Source organism: Paraburkholderia sp. BL21I4N1, assembly GCF_002973525.1.
Taxonomy (GTDB): domain Bacteria; phylum Pseudomonadota; class Gammaproteobacteria; order Burkholderiales; family Burkholderiaceae; genus Paraburkholderia.
The window spans coordinates 205,808-222,275 of the sequence record NZ_PVEN01000005.1 but is presented as its reverse complement, the minus strand read 5'-3'; the positions used below and the strand labels follow the sequence as shown (position 1 = coordinate 222,275).

The window sequence follows — 16,468 nt, the reverse complement described above, 5'->3', positions numbered from 1 at the left end:
AGAAGATAACTGATTCGCTCGAATAATTTTAGGACGATTGAAGCCATGGCTAACGTTGTTGAGAACCTCGGCAAGCTCGAACGCCGCGTCACGATTTCCCTGCCGAAGGACACCGTGCAGAAGGAAGTGGACTCGCGTATCCGTCAACTCGCGAAGAACGTGCGCATGCCGGGTTTCCGCCCGGGCAAGGTGCCGCTCAAGATGGTGACGCAACAGTATTCGGGTCAGGTGGAAGCCGAAGTCCTGAGCGACAAGGTCGGCAAGGAATTCTTCGACATCAGCCGCGCCGAAAACCTGCGCGTTGCCGGTCAGCCGAGCTTCGCGCCGAAGTCCGACGCCGTTGAAGGCGACTACGCGTTCGACGCGACGTTCGAGGTGTATCCGGAAGTGAAGCTGGGCGACGTCGCCACGGCTGAAATCGAACGCACCACGACCACCATCAGCGAAGCGGAAATCGATCGCACGCTGGAAATCCTGCGCAAGCAGCGCGTGCATTTCCACGCTCGCGGCGAAGCCGGCGACCATGGTGACGGCGGCGCGGACACGGCGGCAAAAGAAGGCGATCGCGTGTCGGTCGACTTCGTCGGCAAGATCGACGGTGAAGTGTTCCAGGGCGGTAGCGCCGACGACTTCGCGTTTGTGCTGGGCGAAGGCCGCATGCTGCCGGAGTTCGAAAAGGCGGCAACGGGCCTGAAGGTCGGCGAGTCGAAGGAATTCGACCTGGCGTTCCCTGAGGACTACCACGGCAAGGAAGTGGCCGGTAAGACAGCGCAATTCACGATCACGATGAAGAAGATCGAGTGGCCGCATTTGCCGGAAATCGATGCTGAATTCGCGAAATCGCTCGGTATCGAAGACGGTGATCTGACCAAGATGCGCGCCGAGATCAAAGACAATCTCGAACGCGAAGCGAAGCGCCGCACGCAAGCCATCGTCAAGAACCAGGTGATGGACGCGCTGCTGAAGATTTCGGAATTGGACGTGCCGAACGCGCTGATCGAACAGGATCAGGAACGTCTCGTCGCGATGGCGCGTCAGGATCTGGAACAACGTGGCGTGCCGAACGCCAAAGACGCACCGATCCCGGCTGCCATGTTCAAGGACCAGGCCGAGCGCCGCGTCAAGCTGGGCCTCGTGCTGGCCGAGCTGGTCAAGGCCAACGAACTGCAGGCCAAGCCGGAACAGATTCGTGCCGAGGTCGACGAGTTCGCGAAAAGCTACGAAGACCCGAAGGAAGTCGTCCGCTGGTATTATTCGAACCAGCAACGTCTTGCTGAAATGGAAGCGTACGTCGTTGAAGCCAACGTCGTCGATTTCGTCCTCAGCAAGGCCAAGGTGACGGACAAGGAAGTAAGCTTCGAAGAACTGGCAAGCGCAACGGCGCAAGCATAAGCGTCGCTGCAACGGCGTGCCGGCTGTCGGAGTGACGGCCCGCACGCCGTTTTTTTGTGCGCCGAATGGGTAGTGAGCAGGCGTTGCAACGGCTTGGCGTGTTGTGCCACGGTTGTGCCACGTTGCATCCGTCGCTTGCTCTGATCGCGCACTTGAATACGGGCTCGTCGACCACACCTGTCTAGCATCTAATATTTAGAATATTTCCAGACAAGGATCCATTGCATGACCTTTCGCGCCCAAATGCTGGACACGTTGACCTCCCAGTCGTCCCGGGATCTCGAAGCGCAGGCGCTCGGACTGGTGCCGATCGTGGTGGAAACGAGCGGCCGGGGCGAGCGCTCGTATGACATTTACTCGCGTCTGCTGAAGGAACGCATTGTGTTCCTGGTTGGCGAGGTGAACGATCAAACGGCCAATCTGGTCGTCGCGCAGATGCTGTTCCTTGAAAGCGAAAATCCGGACAAGGACATCAGCTTCTACATCAATAGCCCGGGTGGCTCGGTGTCGGCTGGCATGGCGATTTACGACACGATGCAGTTCATCAAGCCCGACGTTTCCACGCTGTGCATGGGACTCGCGGCCAGCATGGGCGCATTCCTGCTGGCGGCCGGTGCGAAGGGCAAGCGTTTCGCGTTGCCGAACTCGCGCGTGATGATTCACCAGCCGCTGGGTGGCGCACGTGGTCAAGCGTCGGACATCGAAATTCAGGCGCGTGAAATCCTGTATTTGAAGGAGCGGCTGAATCACCTGCTGGCGCACCATACCGGCCAACCGGTCGAGCGTATTGCGCGCGACACCGACCGCGACAATTTCATGTCCGGCGATGACGCGCAAGCTTACGGTCTGGTCGACCAGGTCGCGCATAAGCGTCCTTGATCTGCTGCGGCTTTGCCCCGAAACGAGGCAAAGCCGTCGTCCGATCGGTTTGTGAAATAATCAAAACTCGTCCGAGCGCCTGCGGCAAACGCCGTCACCTTGGCTCAGCCCCTGCCGCGCCCCAACTGTGAGGCCGGGGCAAACGGCGTATCATGTAATCGAGTGTCCGGAGGCTCACACATCTATGGCGGACAAGAAAAGTTCTAACAGCGAAAAGCTGTTGTATTGCTCGTTTTGCGGCAAGAGCCAGCATGAAGTCAAAAAACTGATTGCTGGCCCGTCGGTGTTCATCTGCGATGAATGCATCGACCTGTGCAACGAAATCATCCGTGACGAAGCGGCGGGCGCGGGCATCGAAGCCGGCTTGTCCAAGTCCGATCTGCCGAGCCCGCAGGAAATCCGTGAAATCCTCGACCAGTATGTGATCGGTCAGGAACGCGCGAAGAAGATTCTCGCGGTGGCGGTGTACAACCACTACAAGCGCCTCAAGCACCTCGACAAGAAAGACGAGATCGAGCTGTCCAAGAGCAACATCCTGCTGATCGGCCCGACGGGTTCCGGCAAGACCTTGCTCGCGCAAACGCTGGCGCGTCTTCTGAATGTCCCGTTCGTGATTGCCGATGCAACCACGTTGACGGAAGCCGGCTACGTCGGTGAAGACGTCGAGAACATCATTCAGAAGCTGCTGCAAAACTGCAATTACGAAGTCGACAAGGCCCAGCGCGGCATTGTGTACATCGACGAAATCGACAAGATCAGCCGCAAGTCCGACAATCCGTCGATCACCCGCGACGTGTCGGGTGAAGGCGTGCAGCAGGCCTTGCTGAAGCTGGTCGAAGGCACGATGGCCTCGGTGCCGCCGCAGGGTGGTCGTAAGCATCCGAACCAGGATTTCATCCAGGTCGACACGACGAACATCCTGTTCATTTGCGGCGGCGCGTTCGACGGCCTCGAAAAGGTTATTGTCGACCGTACCGAAAAGACCGGTATTGGCTTCGGTGCGAGTGTCAAGAGCAAGCAGGACCGCGACGCAGGCGAAGTGCTGCGCGAAGTGGAGCCGGAAGATCTGATCAAGTTCGGTTTGATTCCAGAGCTGATCGGTCGCCTGCCGGTGGTAGCCACGCTCGGCAAGCTCGACGAAACGGCGTTGATGAAGATTCTCGTCGAACCGAAGAACGCGTTGGTGAAGCAATATCACAAGCTGTTCAACATGGAACGCGTCGAGCTCGAGATTCGCCCGGCTGCGTTGCAGGCCGTCGCGCGAAAGGCGATTCGTCGCAAGACGGGCGCACGGGGTCTGCGTTCCATCCTGGAACAGGCGTTGCTTGACGTGATGTACGATCTGCCGGCAATGAAAGGCGTTAGCAAGGTCATCATCGACGACAACGTGATTGATGGCGACGGCAAACCGCTGCTGATCTATGAAGACGCGCCAAAAGTGGCGGGTTCGAACTGATCGGCTTTCGGGTTCTGCAAAAAAAGCCGTTCATGGCAACGTGAACGGCTTTTTTCGTTTATCGTGTGGTTCAGGATGCTTGTTTTCACTATGGAGTCACTGAATCTTCGGAGTCACTGAACTTTTCCCACACGCGGAGGCTTGCAATATTTTCTGCTGGCCTCACCTATCGAACGAACTGATTCCACTCATGGGGAAATGAAATGTCAGGAACCCAACTCCTCCCGCCGGAACGCATTACGCTCCCGCTGCTCCCGCTGCGTGACGTAGTCGTCTTCCCGCACATGGTGATTCCGCTCTTCGTAGGCCGCCCGAAGTCGATCAAGGCTCTCGAAGCAGCGATGGAAGGCGGCAAGCACATCATGCTCGTCGCCCAGAAGACGGCTGCGAAAGATGAGCCGACCGAAAAGGACATGTACGAAGTAGGGTGTATTGCCAACATCCTGCAAATGCTGAAGCTGCCCGACGGTACCGTGAAGGTGCTCGTCGAAGGCTTGCAGCGCGCCAAGACGCTTTCCATCGAAGAACAGGAAACGCAGTTCTCGTGCGAAGTCATGCCGCTCGAACCCGACCACGCCGACAGCGCTGAAACTGAAGCGCTGCGCCGCGCGATCGTGTCGCAGTTCGACCAGTATGTGAAGCTGAACAAGAAGATCCCGCCGGAGATCCTGACGTCGCTGTCGGGTATCGACGAGGCTGGTCGTCTGGCCGACACGATCGCGGCGCATCTGCCGTTGAAGCTCGACCAGAAGCAGCACATTCTCGAAATGTTCCCGGTGATCGAGCGCCTCGAGCATCTGCTCGCGCAACTCGAAGCCGAGATCGACATTTTGCAGGTCGAAAAGCGCATCCGTGGGCGTGTCAAACGCCAGATGGAGAAGAGTCAGCGCGAGTACTACCTGAACGAACAGGTCAAGGCGATCCAGAAGGAACTCGGCGAAGGCGAAGAAGGTGCGGATCTCGAGGAACTCGAGAAGCGCATCACGGCTGCCCGCATGCCGAAGGAAGCCAAGAAGAAGGCCGACGGCGAGCTGAAGAAGCTCAAGCTGATGTCGCCCATGTCAGCTGAAGCGACGGTCGTGCGTAACTATATCGACACGCTGATCGGGCTGCCGTGGCGCAAGAAGAGCAAGGTCAACAACGACCTCTCGAATGCGGAACGCGTGCTCGACGAAGACCACTTCGGTCTCGAGAAAGTGAAGGAACGCATTCTCGAGTATCTCGCGGTCCAGCAACGTGTCGACAAGGTGAAAGCGCCGATCCTGTGCCTCGTTGGGCCTCCGGGTGTCGGTAAGACGTCGCTGGGTCAGTCGATCGCTCGCGCTACGAATCGCAAGTTCGTGCGTATGGCGCTCGGTGGTGTGCGGGACGAAGCGGAGATTCGTGGTCACCGTCGTACGTACATCGGTTCGATGCCCGGCAAGATTCTGCAAAGCCTGACCAAGGTCGGCGTGCGCAATCCGCTCTTCCTGCTCGACGAAGTCGACAAGATGGGGCAGGATTTTCGCGGCGATCCGTCGTCGGCATTGTTGGAAGTGCTCGATCCGGAACAGAACCATACGTTCGCCGATCACTACGTCGAAGTCGACTTCGATCTGTCGGACGTGATGTTCGTGGCAACGTCGAACTCGCTGAACATTCCGCCGCCGCTGCTCGACCGGATGGAAGTGATCCGTCTGTCGGGTTACACGGAAGACGAGAAAGTCAGCATCGCGCAACGTTATCTTTTGCCGAAGCAGAAGAAGAACAACGGCCTCAAGGAAGGTGAGGTCGATGTGACGGAAACGGCGATCCGCGACATCATTCGCTACTACACACGTGAAGCGGGCGTGCGTTCGCTCGAGCGTGAAATTTCGAAGATTTGCCGCAAGGTCGTGAAGATGCTTCTGCTGAAGAAGGCGGAAGGCGCGGTGAAGGTCGACGGCAGCAATCTCGACACGTTCCTCGGTGTGCGCAAGTACGACTTCGGTCTGGCGGCGAAGGAAAATCAGGTGGGCCAGGTCACGGGTCTCGCGTGGACGGAAGTGGGCGGCGATCTGCTGACCATCGAAGCCGCGGTGATGCCGGGTAAGGGCAACGTGATCCGTACGGGTTCGCTCGGCGACGTGATGAAGGAATCCGTCGAGGCAGCACGTTCGGTGGTTCGTTCGCGCTCGCGTCGTCTCGGTATTAAGGACGAAGCGTTCGAGAAGCAGGACATTCACATCCACGTGCCGGAAGGCGCGACGCCGAAGGACGGTCCTTCGGCCGGTATCGCGATGACGACCGCGCTGGTGTCGGTATTGACCGGTATTCCGGTGCGTGCCGATGTCGCCATGACGGGCGAAATCACGTTGCGTGGCGAAGTCCTGCCGATCGGCGGCCTGAAAGAGAAACTGCTGGCGGCGCATCGCGGCGGCATCAAGCTGGTGCTGGTTCCGGAAGAAAACGTCAAGGATTTGACGGAGATTCCGGACAACGTGAAGAACGCCATCGAAATCGTGCCGGTCCGTTGGATCGACAAGGTGCTCGAACTGGCGCTCGAACGTGTGCCGCAGGCATTGCCGGAAGAAGAGCCGAAACCTGCCACGCCGGTCGCGGCTGAGTCAGGCAAGGACGTCGGCGCGACGGAAGTCGTGAAGCACTAATCTTCAGGTACTAAAGTGGCGTGCGGCGAGAGCTGCTTGCCGGACAAAAAACCCGCGGTTATGCCGCGGGTTTTTTATTGGCCGTTTGGTTCGCGCCCGGTGATCGCGTGAACACCTCGCGACGTGTTCTGCAGTGCGCTTCAGCGTGGCGCATCACCGCCTCATTTCCCAACCTTTGAGCAATCGCGCGACCTACGCGCCGACTGGTTGCGCGGACACCGATTCGCGGCAATATCTGGTGATAAGCAGGCCCTCGCAAAACCCGTCGAATCAGGCTCAACCCCGCTTGACACAAGGGTTTCGGCCAATTCTAATGACTCGGCTCGGCGTAGCCCGCCGGTCACGTGAAATTAGGCGCTGCAGAGCGCCATCACGATTGCCATATACATTCTCGGGGGTTGGAATGAACAAGACGGAATTGATCGATCACATTGCACAGCAAGCCGACATTTCGAAGGCTGCGGCGGGCCGCGCGCTCGACGCCGTGATCGGCGGTGTCAAGGGAACCTTGAAGAAGGGCGGTTCGGTGACGCTCGTCGGTTTCGGTACGTTCGCGGTCGGCAAGCGCACCGCACGCACGGGCCGCAATCCGCGCACCGGCGCGGCGATCAAAATCAAGGCCGCCAAGGTGCCCAAATTTAGGCCTGGCAAAGCTCTGAAGGATGCGCTAAACTAATGGGCTTGCTGCTTGAGAAATCGGGCAGCAGAAAATAAGCAAGCTGATTCACTGCAGTGGTATTAGATCGTGAAACGGGTGCTTAGCTCAGTTGGTAGAGCGGCGCCCTTACAAGGCGTAGGTCGGGAGTTCGAGCCTCTCAGCACCCACCAGTTTCCGGTTTAGTCGAGTGTCTCGGTCAGCGCAGTATCAGTGCAGTACAAGGAGTGGTAGTTCAGTCGGTTAGAATACCGGCCTGTCACGCCGGGGGTCGCGGGTTCGAGTCCCGTCCACTCCGCCAGTATCCTCGAAAGGCGAACTACGGTTCGCCTTTTTTATTGCCCGCTGTTGTAAGATCGGGCGTTCTGTTTTTGGCACCCCTCACGCATGCTCGATTTTTTCCGTAATCACAAACGCCTGATGATGGTCATGCTCATCCTCGTCATTGTGCCGGGGTTGGGTTTTGTGGGTATTCAAGGCTTCCGCGGCTTCTTCGACGAAAGTGCGAACGTCGCGAGCGTCAACGGTCACAAGATCACGCGCGCCGAATACGACGACGCGATGCGTCAGCAACTCGACCGTGCCCGTCAGATGCTCGGCGCGCAGTTCGACATGAAGTCGTTCGACACGCCCGAGCGCCGCAGCGAAATGCTCGATGGTCTGATCGAGCAACGCGTGCTGGCCGACGAAACACAGCGCCTGCATCTGACTGCTTCGGACGACGCGGTGCGCCGTGTGCTGCTGAACGACCCGGTGATCTCGTCGCTGAAGAATCCCGACGGTTCGATCGACGTCGAGCGTTACAAGCAGTTGCTCGCCATGCAAGGCATGACGCCGGATCAATACGACGAGCGCGTGCGCTACAGCATCGCCACGCAGCAGTTGCCTGTCGCGATCCAGAGCAGCGCATTCACGTCGAAAACGCTCGCGCAGCATCTGACCGAGCTCGCCGAACAGCAGCGTGAAGTGCAGGGCATCGCATTCCATCCGCGCGACTACGCGGCGAAAGTGCAGCCCACCGACGCGCAACTGCAGGCGTATTACGACGCGCACAAGAACGACTTCGCCACGCCCGCCACCGCCACGATCCAGTATCTGGTGATGTCGCCGGCCACGTTGGCGGCGTCGGCGCAGCCGAGCGACGCGGACCTGAAAAAGTACTACGACGACAACATCGCGCACTTCCGCACGGACGGCCAGGTGCGAGCCAGCCACATCCTGATCGCGGCGCCGAAAGACGCAAGCGCGGCGGAAAAAGCCAAGGCCAAACAGAAGGCGGAAGAGTTGCTCGCGCAGGTCAAGGCGCATCCGGATCAGTTCGCGCAGATCGCACAACAGAATTCGCAGGATCCGGGTTCGGCGTCGAAGGGCGGCGATCTGGGTTACTTCGGTCCCGGCATGATCGCCGGCGGCAAGGCGTTCGACGACGCCGTGTTCGCGTTGAAGAAAGACGAAGTCAGCGGCATCGTGCAAACCGATTTCGGCTATCACATCGTCAAGGTGACGGACGTGAAGCCGGCCGTGACCAAGCCGTTCGACGAAGTGAAAGACCAGATCTCGAAAGACCTGAAGACGCAACTGGCGACCAAGGCATTCAGCGACGATTCGGAAGGCTTCACGTCGATCGTCTACGAAAAAGCGAAGAGCCTGCAACCGGCCGCGGACAAGTACAAGCTGCAGCTGCAAACGGCTACAGTGACGCCGCAGCCGGATCCGAAGCTGCCGCCTGGCAGCCCGCTTGGCAATCCGAAGTTTCTGGCCGCCGTGTTCGCGAACGACGCCGTGACTGCGCGCAACAACACGCAGGCCATCGACGTGGGCGGCAACACGCTGATCGCGGCACACGTCACGGACTACAAAGCGGCCGCCGTGCCGGCGCTCGACGCCGTCAAAGACGCGGTGCGTCAGAAGGTGATCGCGGTTCAGTCGGACGAGGCCGCGCACAAGGACGGTATCGCGAAGCTGGCCGACCTTGAAAAGTCCAAGTCGACCGCGGGTTTCTCGTCGCCGCTGAAGGTGTCGCGCAACGACGCGCAAGGCGTCCCGCCGGCAGCACTGAGTGCAATCTACAAAGCGGACGCGCAAAAATTGCCGGCTTACGTCGGTGTGGACCTCGGTGACGACGGTTACGCGATCTATCGTGTGAACGCGGTGGTTGCGGGCGCACCGATCGATCCGCAGCGTCTGGCTGCAGCGCAGCAACAGATTGCGCAAGTCGACGCGCAATCCGAATCGGAAGCATATCTGCAGGCCGTACGTGCCCGTTCGAAGGTGAAGTTCTTCGGTGCGTTGGACAGCAGCAACGCGCAGGCGAGCGGCGAATAAGCCTTAGCGCAAACGCTGATCGTTGCAAGAAACAAAAAGCCCCGCAAATTGCGGGGCTTTTCATTTGGCGAGCGTTCCGGAGTTCCAGACGCGTTATCGACCGATATCGCCAAATGGTTTGCTGCAGTGCTTCGAAGACAGGATCACAGGCAGCCGCTGATGGCGCCGGTAGCGTCGCTACCCGCGCCGCCGTTCGCGCGGAAACCCACCCACGTACCCTTGCCGGAATACGACGGACGGACCACCGCAGCCGCGCCGTTAGGCGGTTGCTGGCCCGGAACGTAGACGTCCATGGCCTGATCGTTAGCCATCGTGTCCTGCGACACGACCTGCTGTTGCGAGCCGTCTGCCCATTTCTGCGCGATGCAGGTGGCAACGGCCTTCACCGGTTGCTGGCTTTCACCGACAGATTGGACGCCTGCAGGTGGTTGAGCGGCGCAGGCAGAAATTGCCACGGTCAAAGCGATTAACGGTAGATATTTCACGTTATCTCCTCAAGAGTCGCTCAAAAATCGAGCCGGGTAACACGGGATTACGAAAGTGTCGGATAGACCTTGCCGATCCGTGTTCCCAAAGTTCTGAAAACAAGTTCTCGGCACGCTATTCAGCGCGGCGAACTTGGTCGAAGGAGCGGCTTAACCACAGGCCACACGTTGTTGAGTAGCACTGGCTGTGCCTGCTGGGTCGGATGCATCTGATCGGCCTGGAACATGTCCGGTTTGTCCGCGATGCCGGCGAGCAGGAACGGCACCAGCGGCACATGCAATTGCTGCGACAGTTGGCCGTACATGGCGTGGAACTTTTGGGTGTAGTCCGGGCCGTAATTAGGCGGCACGTACATGCCGACCAGCACGACCTTCGCGTGACTCTGTTGAGCCTGTTCGACGATCGTGCGCAGGTTGTCGTCGGTGGTGGAGAGCGGCACGCCGCGCAAGGCGTCGTTAGCGCCGAGTTCGACGATCACGATGCTTGGCTTCAAGCGCTCCAGCAACGCCGGCAAACGGGCGCGTCCGCCGCTGGTGGTGTCGCCGCTAATGCTCGCATTGGCGACGCTATAATCGATTCGCTCGGCCGTCAGGCGCTGGCGCATCAGGGCGACCCAGCCTGTGTCGCGAGGCAGGCCGTATTCGGCGGAGATGCTGTCGCCAAGCACGACAATGACCGGCCTGGCCGGTTCCGGCGCGTTGGCGGCGCGCGCCGCGAAGGGTAGCGCAAACAGGGTGGCGGCCACGAGGCCCAAGCCGAATGCCGAAGTCGGCGCTACCGCGCGCGGCGCAATGGCAAGCACTTTCAACCTACGCTTCACCATGCTAAACAAAACTGATCCGGTCATTGAAGTGCGGGGTTTGTGCAAGAAGGTTAAGGATGCGACGGGCGAACTGACGATTCTCGACAACATCGATCTTGCTATCGATGCCGGCAGCAGTGTGGCGATCGTCGGCGCATCCGGGTCGGGCAAGTCTACGCTGCTCGGCCTGCTCGCGGGATTGGACAGCGCGAGTTCGGGCTCGGTTCGATTGCTTGGGCGCGAGCTTACCGAATTGAGTGAAGACGAGCGCGCCGCATTGCGCAGCGGCTCGGTCGGTTTCGTGTTCCAGTCGTTTCAACTGATGCCGCATCTGACGGCGCTCGAAAACGTCACGTTGCCGCTCGAGTTGCAGGGCGGTGTGGGCACGCGCGAAGCCGCGACGCGTGCGCGCGGTTTGCTGGAGCAGGTGGGCCTGGGCCAGCGCACGGGGCATTATCCGAAGCTGCTGTCGGGCGGCGAGCAGCAGCGTGTGGCCCTGGCGCGAGCGTTCGTCACGCATCCGGCGATCCTGTTCGCGGACGAGCCGACCGGCAGTCTCGACGCCGCCACCGGCCATGCCGTGATCGACCTGATGTTCGAGATGAATCGCGCGAACGGCGCCACGCTGATTCTGGTCACGCACGATATCGAGCTGGCGCGTCGCTGCGACACGACCGTGACGATCGAGGCGGGTCGGCTGGCTTGAGGCGACAACATTGTCGCTAGCCCGACGCCAGCCGAACCAGCGTCACACAAACCGTCGCACCAAAAGCAAAGCGGGCCACGAATGGCCCGCTTTTTTATTGCTCGATCGGCGCGGTTTGCCGCGCGACTCGACTCACTTCTTCAACGCCGCCCGCGCCCGCGCGATCAACGCCGACGTCGACGAGTCATGCTTCTTCTCATCCACGCTCGCGGCGGTCAGATCGGCCTCGACCACCTTGCCGAGAATCTTGCCGAGCTCGACGCCCCACTGATCGAACGGATTGATGTTCCACACCGACGCCTGCACCAGCACCTTGTGTTCGTACAACGCGATCAAGGCGCCGAGCGAGCGCGCGGTCAGCGCGTCGACCAGCAGCGTGCTGGTCGGCCGGTTGCCGGGGAACACCAGGTGCGGCGCGAGTTCCGGCTTGTCCGGGCCGGCCACTTTCCTGGCCTCTTCCAGCGTGCGGCCGAGCATCAGCGCTTCACTTTGAGCAAAGCAATTGGCCAGCAGCTTCGGATGATGGCTGACGAGCGGATGCTCCGGCGTCATCACGGCGATGAAGTCGATCGGCACGATAGTCGGACCCTGATGCAGCATCTGGAAGAACGCGTGCTGGCCGTTCGTGCCCGGTTCGCCCCACGTCACGGCGGCGGTCGGGTAATCGACCATCGCGCCGTCGAGCCGCGCGGACTTGCCGTTGCTTTCCATTTCGAGCTGTTGCAGATACGACGGCAGGAAATGCAGCGCATTCGAATACGGCGCGACCAGATAGCTTTGCGAGCCGAAGAAGTTGCGATACCAGATGCCGATCATGCCGAGCAGTACCGGCAGATTCTTCTCGAGCGGTGCGTCGCGGAAATGCTGGTCCATCTCGTTGGCGCCGGCGAGCAGTTCGCCGAACTGCTGCGGACCGATCGCGATCATGATCGACAAGCCCACCGCCGACCACAGCGAATAGCGGCCGCCGACCCAGTCCCACATCTCGAATACGTTCTCTTTCGCGATGCCGAACCTGATCACTTCCGACGGATTCGCCGACACGCCGACGAAGTGCTTCGCCAGTGCGCTTTCCGGGCAACCCTTCTCGGTGAACCAGTCGCGCAGCGAGCGCGCGTTGGTCATGGTTTCGAGCGTGGTGAACGTCTTCGAGACGATGATCGCGAGCGTTTCCTCGGGATCGATCTGCTGCATCACGTTGTACAGATCAGCGCCGTCTACATTCGACACGAAATGCGTGGTGATCTCGGGCGTGGCCAGATGATGCAAGGCGTGCACGACCATTTTCGGCCCGAGGTCCGAACCGCCGATGCCGATGTTCACCACGTAGCGGATCCGCTTGCCGGTGTAGCCGGTCCATGCGCCGCTGCGCACCTGGTCGGCGAACGCGGTCATCTTCGCGCGCTCGGCCTGCACCTGGTCGAAGAACGGCGCTTTCGGGTCGGTGGCGCGCAAGGCGGTGTGCAAGGCGGCGCGGCCTTCGGTCGGGTTGACGACCTCGCCCGCGAACATCGCGTCGCGGCGCTTTTCGACGCCGGCTTCACGTGCGAGTTGCACGAGCAGCTTGAGGGTTTCGTCGGTGATGCGGTTCTTCGAAAAATCGGCCGCGAGACCGCCGCCGGCGAACGCGAAGCGCTCGGCGCGGGTGGGGGCGGGGTCGTTCTCGGGGGCGAACCAGTCGCGCAGGTGCGCATCGCGAATCTTCTCGTAATGCGTTTGCAGCGAGGACCAGGAGGGGAGCGAGTTCTGCGTCATAGCGTCCGTCTAACCAAGGGCACGAGGGAAGGCGAGCGCGTGAAGCGCTGCCGAGGATGATGCAACGATGCTGTTAGAGCGATGCCGCGCGGCCGGCGATGCACGGGGCGGTGGGGAGGCTTCGGGCGTTCGCCGCGCGAGTGCGCGCTGAAGCTTCGCCGCCACCCGCGTTGAATCCGACGCGCGGCGCAGTCGTTCAGTATAGCGGCCTTGCGTGAAGGGTGACAGGCAGGCGCGCTTGGGCAGCGTGGGGTGCAGAGTTTGGGATGGAAGGGGGCGAGCTTCGGTGCAGGCTGAGGCGGCCGCGGTTAGGCGCGGCATTGCGCTCGGGCTGAGCGCATGTGGTCGCGGAAGAAGCCACGACTCACCCTTCGGTCGCCGGATAAAACAACCGGTTCAGCAAACTACGCACCATCGGCGCCAGTTCGCCCGCCGTCAATCCCGCTGGCCCATGCCCTTGCGCCGTCAGCGTATCGGCGGCGAGACCGTGCAGATAGACGCCCGCCAACGCCGCTTCGTAGCGCGGCAGATGCTGCGCGAGCAACGCGCCGATGATGCCGCCGAGCACGTCGCCGGTGCCGCCCGTCGCGAGCGCGGCGTTGCCGGTCGGGTTGATCGCGAGGCGGCCGTCGGGCGCGGCGACGATCGTGCCGGTGCCTTTTAGCACCACAACGCTGGCAAAGCGCGCGGCCAGCGCGCGTGCCGCGCCGAGCCGGTCGCGCTGTATGCCGGCCGCGTCGGTGCCGAGCAGGCGCGCGGCTTCGAGCGGATGCGGCGTGAGAAGGCACGGGTCGCCTTGCACGCCGCGTGCGGTCAGTTCCGCCGCGAGCGACGGGTCTTTCGCGATCAGATTCAGCGCGTCCGCGTCGAACAGCTTCGGCATGTCCAGACGCAGCACGTCATGCAGCACCTGCGTCGCGCGCTCGCGTTCGCCCATGCCGCAGCCGATCGCTAGAGCGTCCATCTTGTCGAGCGGTAGCGTGTCGATCGCGTGCAGCATCAGTTCCGGATGCGGCGGATCGTAGGGCGGAGCGCCGTCGCCCAGCAGCGCGACGTGGACTTTGCCCGCGCCGGTGTACAACGCCGCGCGCGACGCGAGGATCGGCGCGCCGCACATGCCGGTGTCGCCGCCGACCACGGCGAGGCTACCGAAGGTGCCCTTGTGGGTCGCGAAATCGCGCGGCGGCAGGAAGCCAGCGAACAGGTCGGGCGCGTTGAGTTGCACGGCCGTGCGTTTGCTGGAGTCGATGCCGATCGGCGCGACGGTGACCGAACCGGCGAGGTCGCGGCCTTGCGCGGTGAAGAGCCCCGGTTTGGCGGCAATGAAGCTGATCGTGTGCGTGGCATGGACGGCCACGCCGTCGCTTTCGCCGACCACCGTGCCGGTGTCGCTGTCGAGGCCGCTGGGGACGTCGAGCGCCAGCACGCCGCCTCTGCGTGGCCGGGCTTGGGCGCGTTGAGAAAGCTGCCGCGCGACCGTCGCGAAGACGCCGTCGAGGGCGCGTGTCAGGCCGATGCCGAACATGCCGTCCACGAACCACGTGTAGCCGTCCAGCGACGCGGGCGGCGCCGTGCTGATCGCGACGCCGGCGGCGCGCGCCAGTTCGAGAGCCCAGCGGGCGTCGGCCGGTTTTACGTCGACCGGCATGCACAGTTCCACGGCAATGCCGTCCTGGTGCAGCTCCGTCGCGAGGATCAGCGCGTCGCCGCCGTTATTGCCGGGCCCGGCGATCAGCCACACCTTCTGCTTCGCGCGTTCGATCGACGTGTCGCGTGTGATCAGTTCCTGCAGGAAGCTCGCCGCGGACTTGCCGGCGCGCGCCATCAGCGTGTGCCCGGGCAAGCCGGCCGCGGCTCGCGATTCGGCGAGCCGCAGATCGGTCAGCGTCAGTAACGGTAGCGCCTTGTTGTGAGGGCGGATGAGGATAGGCGGGCTGAGGTCGGCTTCGGTCATGGCGGCGGGCGATTCGCCCCGGCGCAAGGCCCGGGCGAGGAAGCGGGAGAAACCGCTATGGTAGTGCCGATGGGCGCGCCGCGCGAACCCACCGGCCGGCTGCGGCTAGAAGCGGTCCGCGCGCAGCGCCGCCAGCGTATCCGCAGGCACGTCCGGCGTCTGACCGGACATCAGGTCGGCGATCAGTTTGCCCGCGCCGCAAGCCAGCCCCCAGCCCGCCGGGCCATGCCCGACGTTGACGAACAGGCGCGGATGCAGCGCGTTGCCGATCACCGGCAAGCCATCGGGCGACAGCAGTTTGACGCCTTCCCACGGCAGCGCCGCCGAGATTCGCGCCGCGCCCGGAATCCAGTCGTGCGTGGCCTGGCCGAGCAGCGCCAGCGCTTCTTTGGTCAACGCTTTGCCGAGCGGCTTGTCGATCTGCGCGGCGCTCTGCAGCACCGCGCCGCCCGCAATGCGCAGCCGATGATTCATACGGCTGATCGCAATCCGTTTGACCGCGTCGACGATCGCCACATGCGGCGCGCATTCCTCATGCGCGATCGGCGCGACCAGCGTATGCAGTCGCAGCGGATGCAGCGGTAAGCGCAAGCCGAGCGGGTCGAGTAGCGCGAGGCTGCCGTGACCGGCGGCTACGACGACTGCGTCCGCGTGGATCACGTCGACCTCACGCGAACGCGACGACGCGCCCGGCCGCGGCGCCAGTTCCACCGACGCGCGCTGACCTTCGAGACGGATCGCCGAGACTTCGCAGCCGAGCATGAATTGCACGCCGCCCTGGGTATCGAGCGTCTGCTTGATGAGCTTGGCGAACAGCGGCGAGTTGGCCGTGCGTTCCTGATCGAACAGTACGCCGCCCGCGAACTCCGGCTCGGCGCGCACCGAATGCTCGAACGCGCTGCATTCAGCGGGCGTCAGCACGTGATGCGGTACTTCGTTCAGCCGCAGCAGGTCGAGCGCCGGCTGGGTCTGCTCCCACTCCTGCGCGGAGCGAACCAGATACAGCAAGCCGCTGGTTTGTTCGAATTCGAGGCCGAAGCGCGCTTCGACGTCGGCCATGGCTTCGCGCGACAGCTCGATCAGCGGACGCAGCCGGCCATATTGACGGCTGAATGCCTCGGGGTCCTGCAACGCGGCGAGTTGTTTGACGAACTGGCGCGCCGGCCCGGTGAAGCCCGTCTTGCTGATGACGCCGTTTCTGGCATTTTGCCGGCTGGCCATGAAGGTCGGGCCGAACCAGACGTCGAGCGGCGTGGGCAGCACGGTGCCGCCATGGCCATAGGTCGCGCCTTGCGCCACCGTGGCGTGACGCTCGACGACGCAGACCCGGTGACCGGCCGCGCGCAATTGATAAGCGGTGGCGACGCCCGCAATCCCGCCGCCGATGACGATGACATCCATGCTTTCTGATTCGAATGGCCGACGGGACGC

12 protein-coding genes and 2 tRNA genes are annotated in these 16,468 nt (G+C 62.1%); 9 read left to right on the top strand and 5 right to left on the bottom strand.

Annotation, left to right across the window (positions count from 1 at the left end; genetic code table 11):
• Nucleotides 1-45 precede the first annotated feature (45 nt).
• From tig to B0G83_RS15530, 8 genes are all read left to right on the top strand, one after another.
• Nucleotides 46-1,392, top strand: coding sequence for a trigger factor (gene tig / locus B0G83_RS15565; protein WP_105508285.1), 1,347 nt, complete (start codon nucleotides 46-48; stop codon nucleotides 1,390-1,392).
• 225 nt (nucleotides 1,393-1,617) lie between these two features.
• Complete coding sequence (clpP, locus tag B0G83_RS15560) at nucleotides 1,618-2,271, top strand: ATP-dependent Clp endopeptidase proteolytic subunit ClpP (RefSeq protein WP_007182010.1); 654 nt, start codon at nucleotides 1,618-1,620, stop codon at nucleotides 2,269-2,271.
• A gap of 184 nt (nucleotides 2,272-2,455) precedes the next feature.
• Nucleotides 2,456-3,727, top strand: coding sequence for an ATP-dependent Clp protease ATP-binding subunit ClpX (gene clpX, locus B0G83_RS15555; protein WP_105508284.1), 1,272 nt, complete (start codon nucleotides 2,456-2,458; stop codon nucleotides 3,725-3,727).
• A gap of 203 nt (nucleotides 3,728-3,930) precedes the next feature.
• Entirely contained in the window at nucleotides 3,931-6,354 is a 2,424-nt protein-coding gene (gene lon, locus B0G83_RS15550) for an endopeptidase La (protein WP_105508283.1), read from the top strand.
• 403 nt (nucleotides 6,355-6,757) lie between these two features.
• Nucleotides 6,758-7,030 (top strand): HU family DNA-binding protein, encoded by a 273-nt coding sequence (locus B0G83_RS15545; RefSeq protein ID WP_007585907.1) that lies wholly within the window; start codon nucleotides 6,758-6,760, stop codon nucleotides 7,028-7,030.
• Between the two features lie 76 nt (nucleotides 7,031-7,106).
• A tRNA-Val gene (locus B0G83_RS15540) sits at nucleotides 7,107-7,182 on the top strand.
• A gap of 51 nt (nucleotides 7,183-7,233) precedes the next feature.
• A tRNA-Asp gene (locus B0G83_RS15535) sits at nucleotides 7,234-7,310 on the top strand.
• A gap of 86 nt (nucleotides 7,311-7,396) precedes the next feature.
• Complete coding sequence (locus B0G83_RS15530; protein WP_105508282.1) at nucleotides 7,397-9,334, top strand: SurA N-terminal domain-containing protein; 1,938 nt, start codon at nucleotides 7,397-7,399, stop codon at nucleotides 9,332-9,334.
• 143 nt (nucleotides 9,335-9,477) lie between these two features.
• Here the strand turns inward: B0G83_RS15530 and B0G83_RS15525 are convergent, their stop codons facing one another.
• Nucleotides 9,478-9,819: a hypothetical protein gene (locus B0G83_RS15525; RefSeq protein WP_105508281.1), complete on the bottom strand. Its 342-nt coding sequence runs from the start codon at nucleotides 9,817-9,819 to the stop codon at nucleotides 9,478-9,480.
• A 119-nt stretch (nucleotides 9,820-9,938) separates the two neighbouring features.
• The gene (locus B0G83_RS15520; protein WP_105508280.1) at nucleotides 9,939-10,643 is read right to left on the bottom strand and encodes an arylesterase; all 705 of its coding nucleotides are present in this window, start codon (nucleotides 10,641-10,643) and stop codon (nucleotides 9,939-9,941) included.
• Between B0G83_RS15520 and B0G83_RS15515 the strand changes: the two genes are divergently transcribed.
• On the top strand, nucleotides 10,642-11,328 hold the full coding sequence (locus tag B0G83_RS15515; protein WP_051980518.1) for an ABC transporter ATP-binding protein: 687 nt from the start codon (nucleotides 10,642-10,644) through the stop codon (nucleotides 11,326-11,328). The two genes, B0G83_RS15520 and B0G83_RS15515, sit on opposite strands and share 2 nt — an antisense overlap.
• A 132-nt stretch (nucleotides 11,329-11,460) precedes the next feature.
• Here B0G83_RS15515 and pgi read toward each other — a convergent pair whose 3' ends face one another.
• The 3 genes from pgi to B0G83_RS15500 form a co-directional block, all read right to left on the bottom strand.
• Nucleotides 11,461-13,083 (bottom strand): glucose-6-phosphate isomerase, encoded by a 1,623-nt coding sequence (gene pgi / locus B0G83_RS15510; protein ID WP_105508279.1) that lies wholly within the window; start codon nucleotides 13,081-13,083, stop codon nucleotides 11,461-11,463.
• Nucleotides 13,084-13,447: 364 nt separating this feature from the next.
• On the bottom strand, nucleotides 13,448-15,037 hold the full coding sequence (locus B0G83_RS15505) for an NAD(P)H-hydrate dehydratase (protein WP_105508278.1): 1,590 nt from the start codon (nucleotides 15,035-15,037) through the stop codon (nucleotides 13,448-13,450).
• Between the two features lie 105 nt (nucleotides 15,038-15,142).
• The gene (locus tag B0G83_RS15500) at nucleotides 15,143-16,438 is read right to left on the bottom strand and encodes an FAD-dependent oxidoreductase (RefSeq protein WP_105508277.1); all 1,296 of its coding nucleotides are present in this window, start codon (nucleotides 16,436-16,438) and stop codon (nucleotides 15,143-15,145) included.
• Nucleotides 16,439-16,468 lie beyond the last annotated feature (30 nt).

What these genes read in the sequence shown, in the direction of transcription:
- B0G83_RS15545 (WP_007585907.1), top strand. Translation starts at nt 6,758, where the DNA reads ATGAACAAGACGGAATTGATCGATCACATTGCACAGCAAGCCGACATT.
- B0G83_RS15515 (WP_051980518.1), top strand. Translation starts at nt 10,642, where the DNA reads ATGCTAAACAAAACTGATCCGGTCATTGAAGTGCGGGGTTTGTGCAAG.
- lon (WP_105508283.1), top strand. Translation starts at nt 3,931, where the DNA reads ATGTCAGGAACCCAACTCCTCCCGCCGGAACGCATTACGCTCCCGCTG.
- B0G83_RS15520 (WP_105508280.1), bottom strand. Translation starts at nt 10,643, where the DNA reads ATGGTGAAGCGTAGGTTGAAAGTGCTTGCCATTGCGCCGCGCGCGGTA.
- clpX (WP_105508284.1), top strand. Translation starts at nt 2,456, where the DNA reads ATGGCGGACAAGAAAAGTTCTAACAGCGAAAAGCTGTTGTATTGCTCG.
- clpP (WP_007182010.1), top strand. Translation starts at nt 1,618, where the DNA reads ATGACCTTTCGCGCCCAAATGCTGGACACGTTGACCTCCCAGTCGTCC.
- tig (WP_105508285.1), top strand. Translation starts at nt 46, where the DNA reads ATGGCTAACGTTGTTGAGAACCTCGGCAAGCTCGAACGCCGCGTCACG.
- B0G83_RS15530 (WP_105508282.1), top strand. Translation starts at nt 7,397, where the DNA reads ATGCTCGATTTTTTCCGTAATCACAAACGCCTGATGATGGTCATGCTC.
- B0G83_RS15505 (WP_105508278.1), bottom strand. Translation starts at nt 15,037, where the DNA reads ATGACCGAAGCCGACCTCAGCCCGCCTATCCTCATCCGCCCTCACAAC.
- B0G83_RS15500 (WP_105508277.1), bottom strand. Translation starts at nt 16,438, where the DNA reads ATGGATGTCATCGTCATCGGCGGCGGGATTGCGGGCGTCGCCACCGCT.
- pgi (WP_105508279.1), bottom strand. Translation starts at nt 13,083, where the DNA reads ATGACGCAGAACTCGCTCCCCTCCTGGTCCTCGCTGCAAACGCATTAC.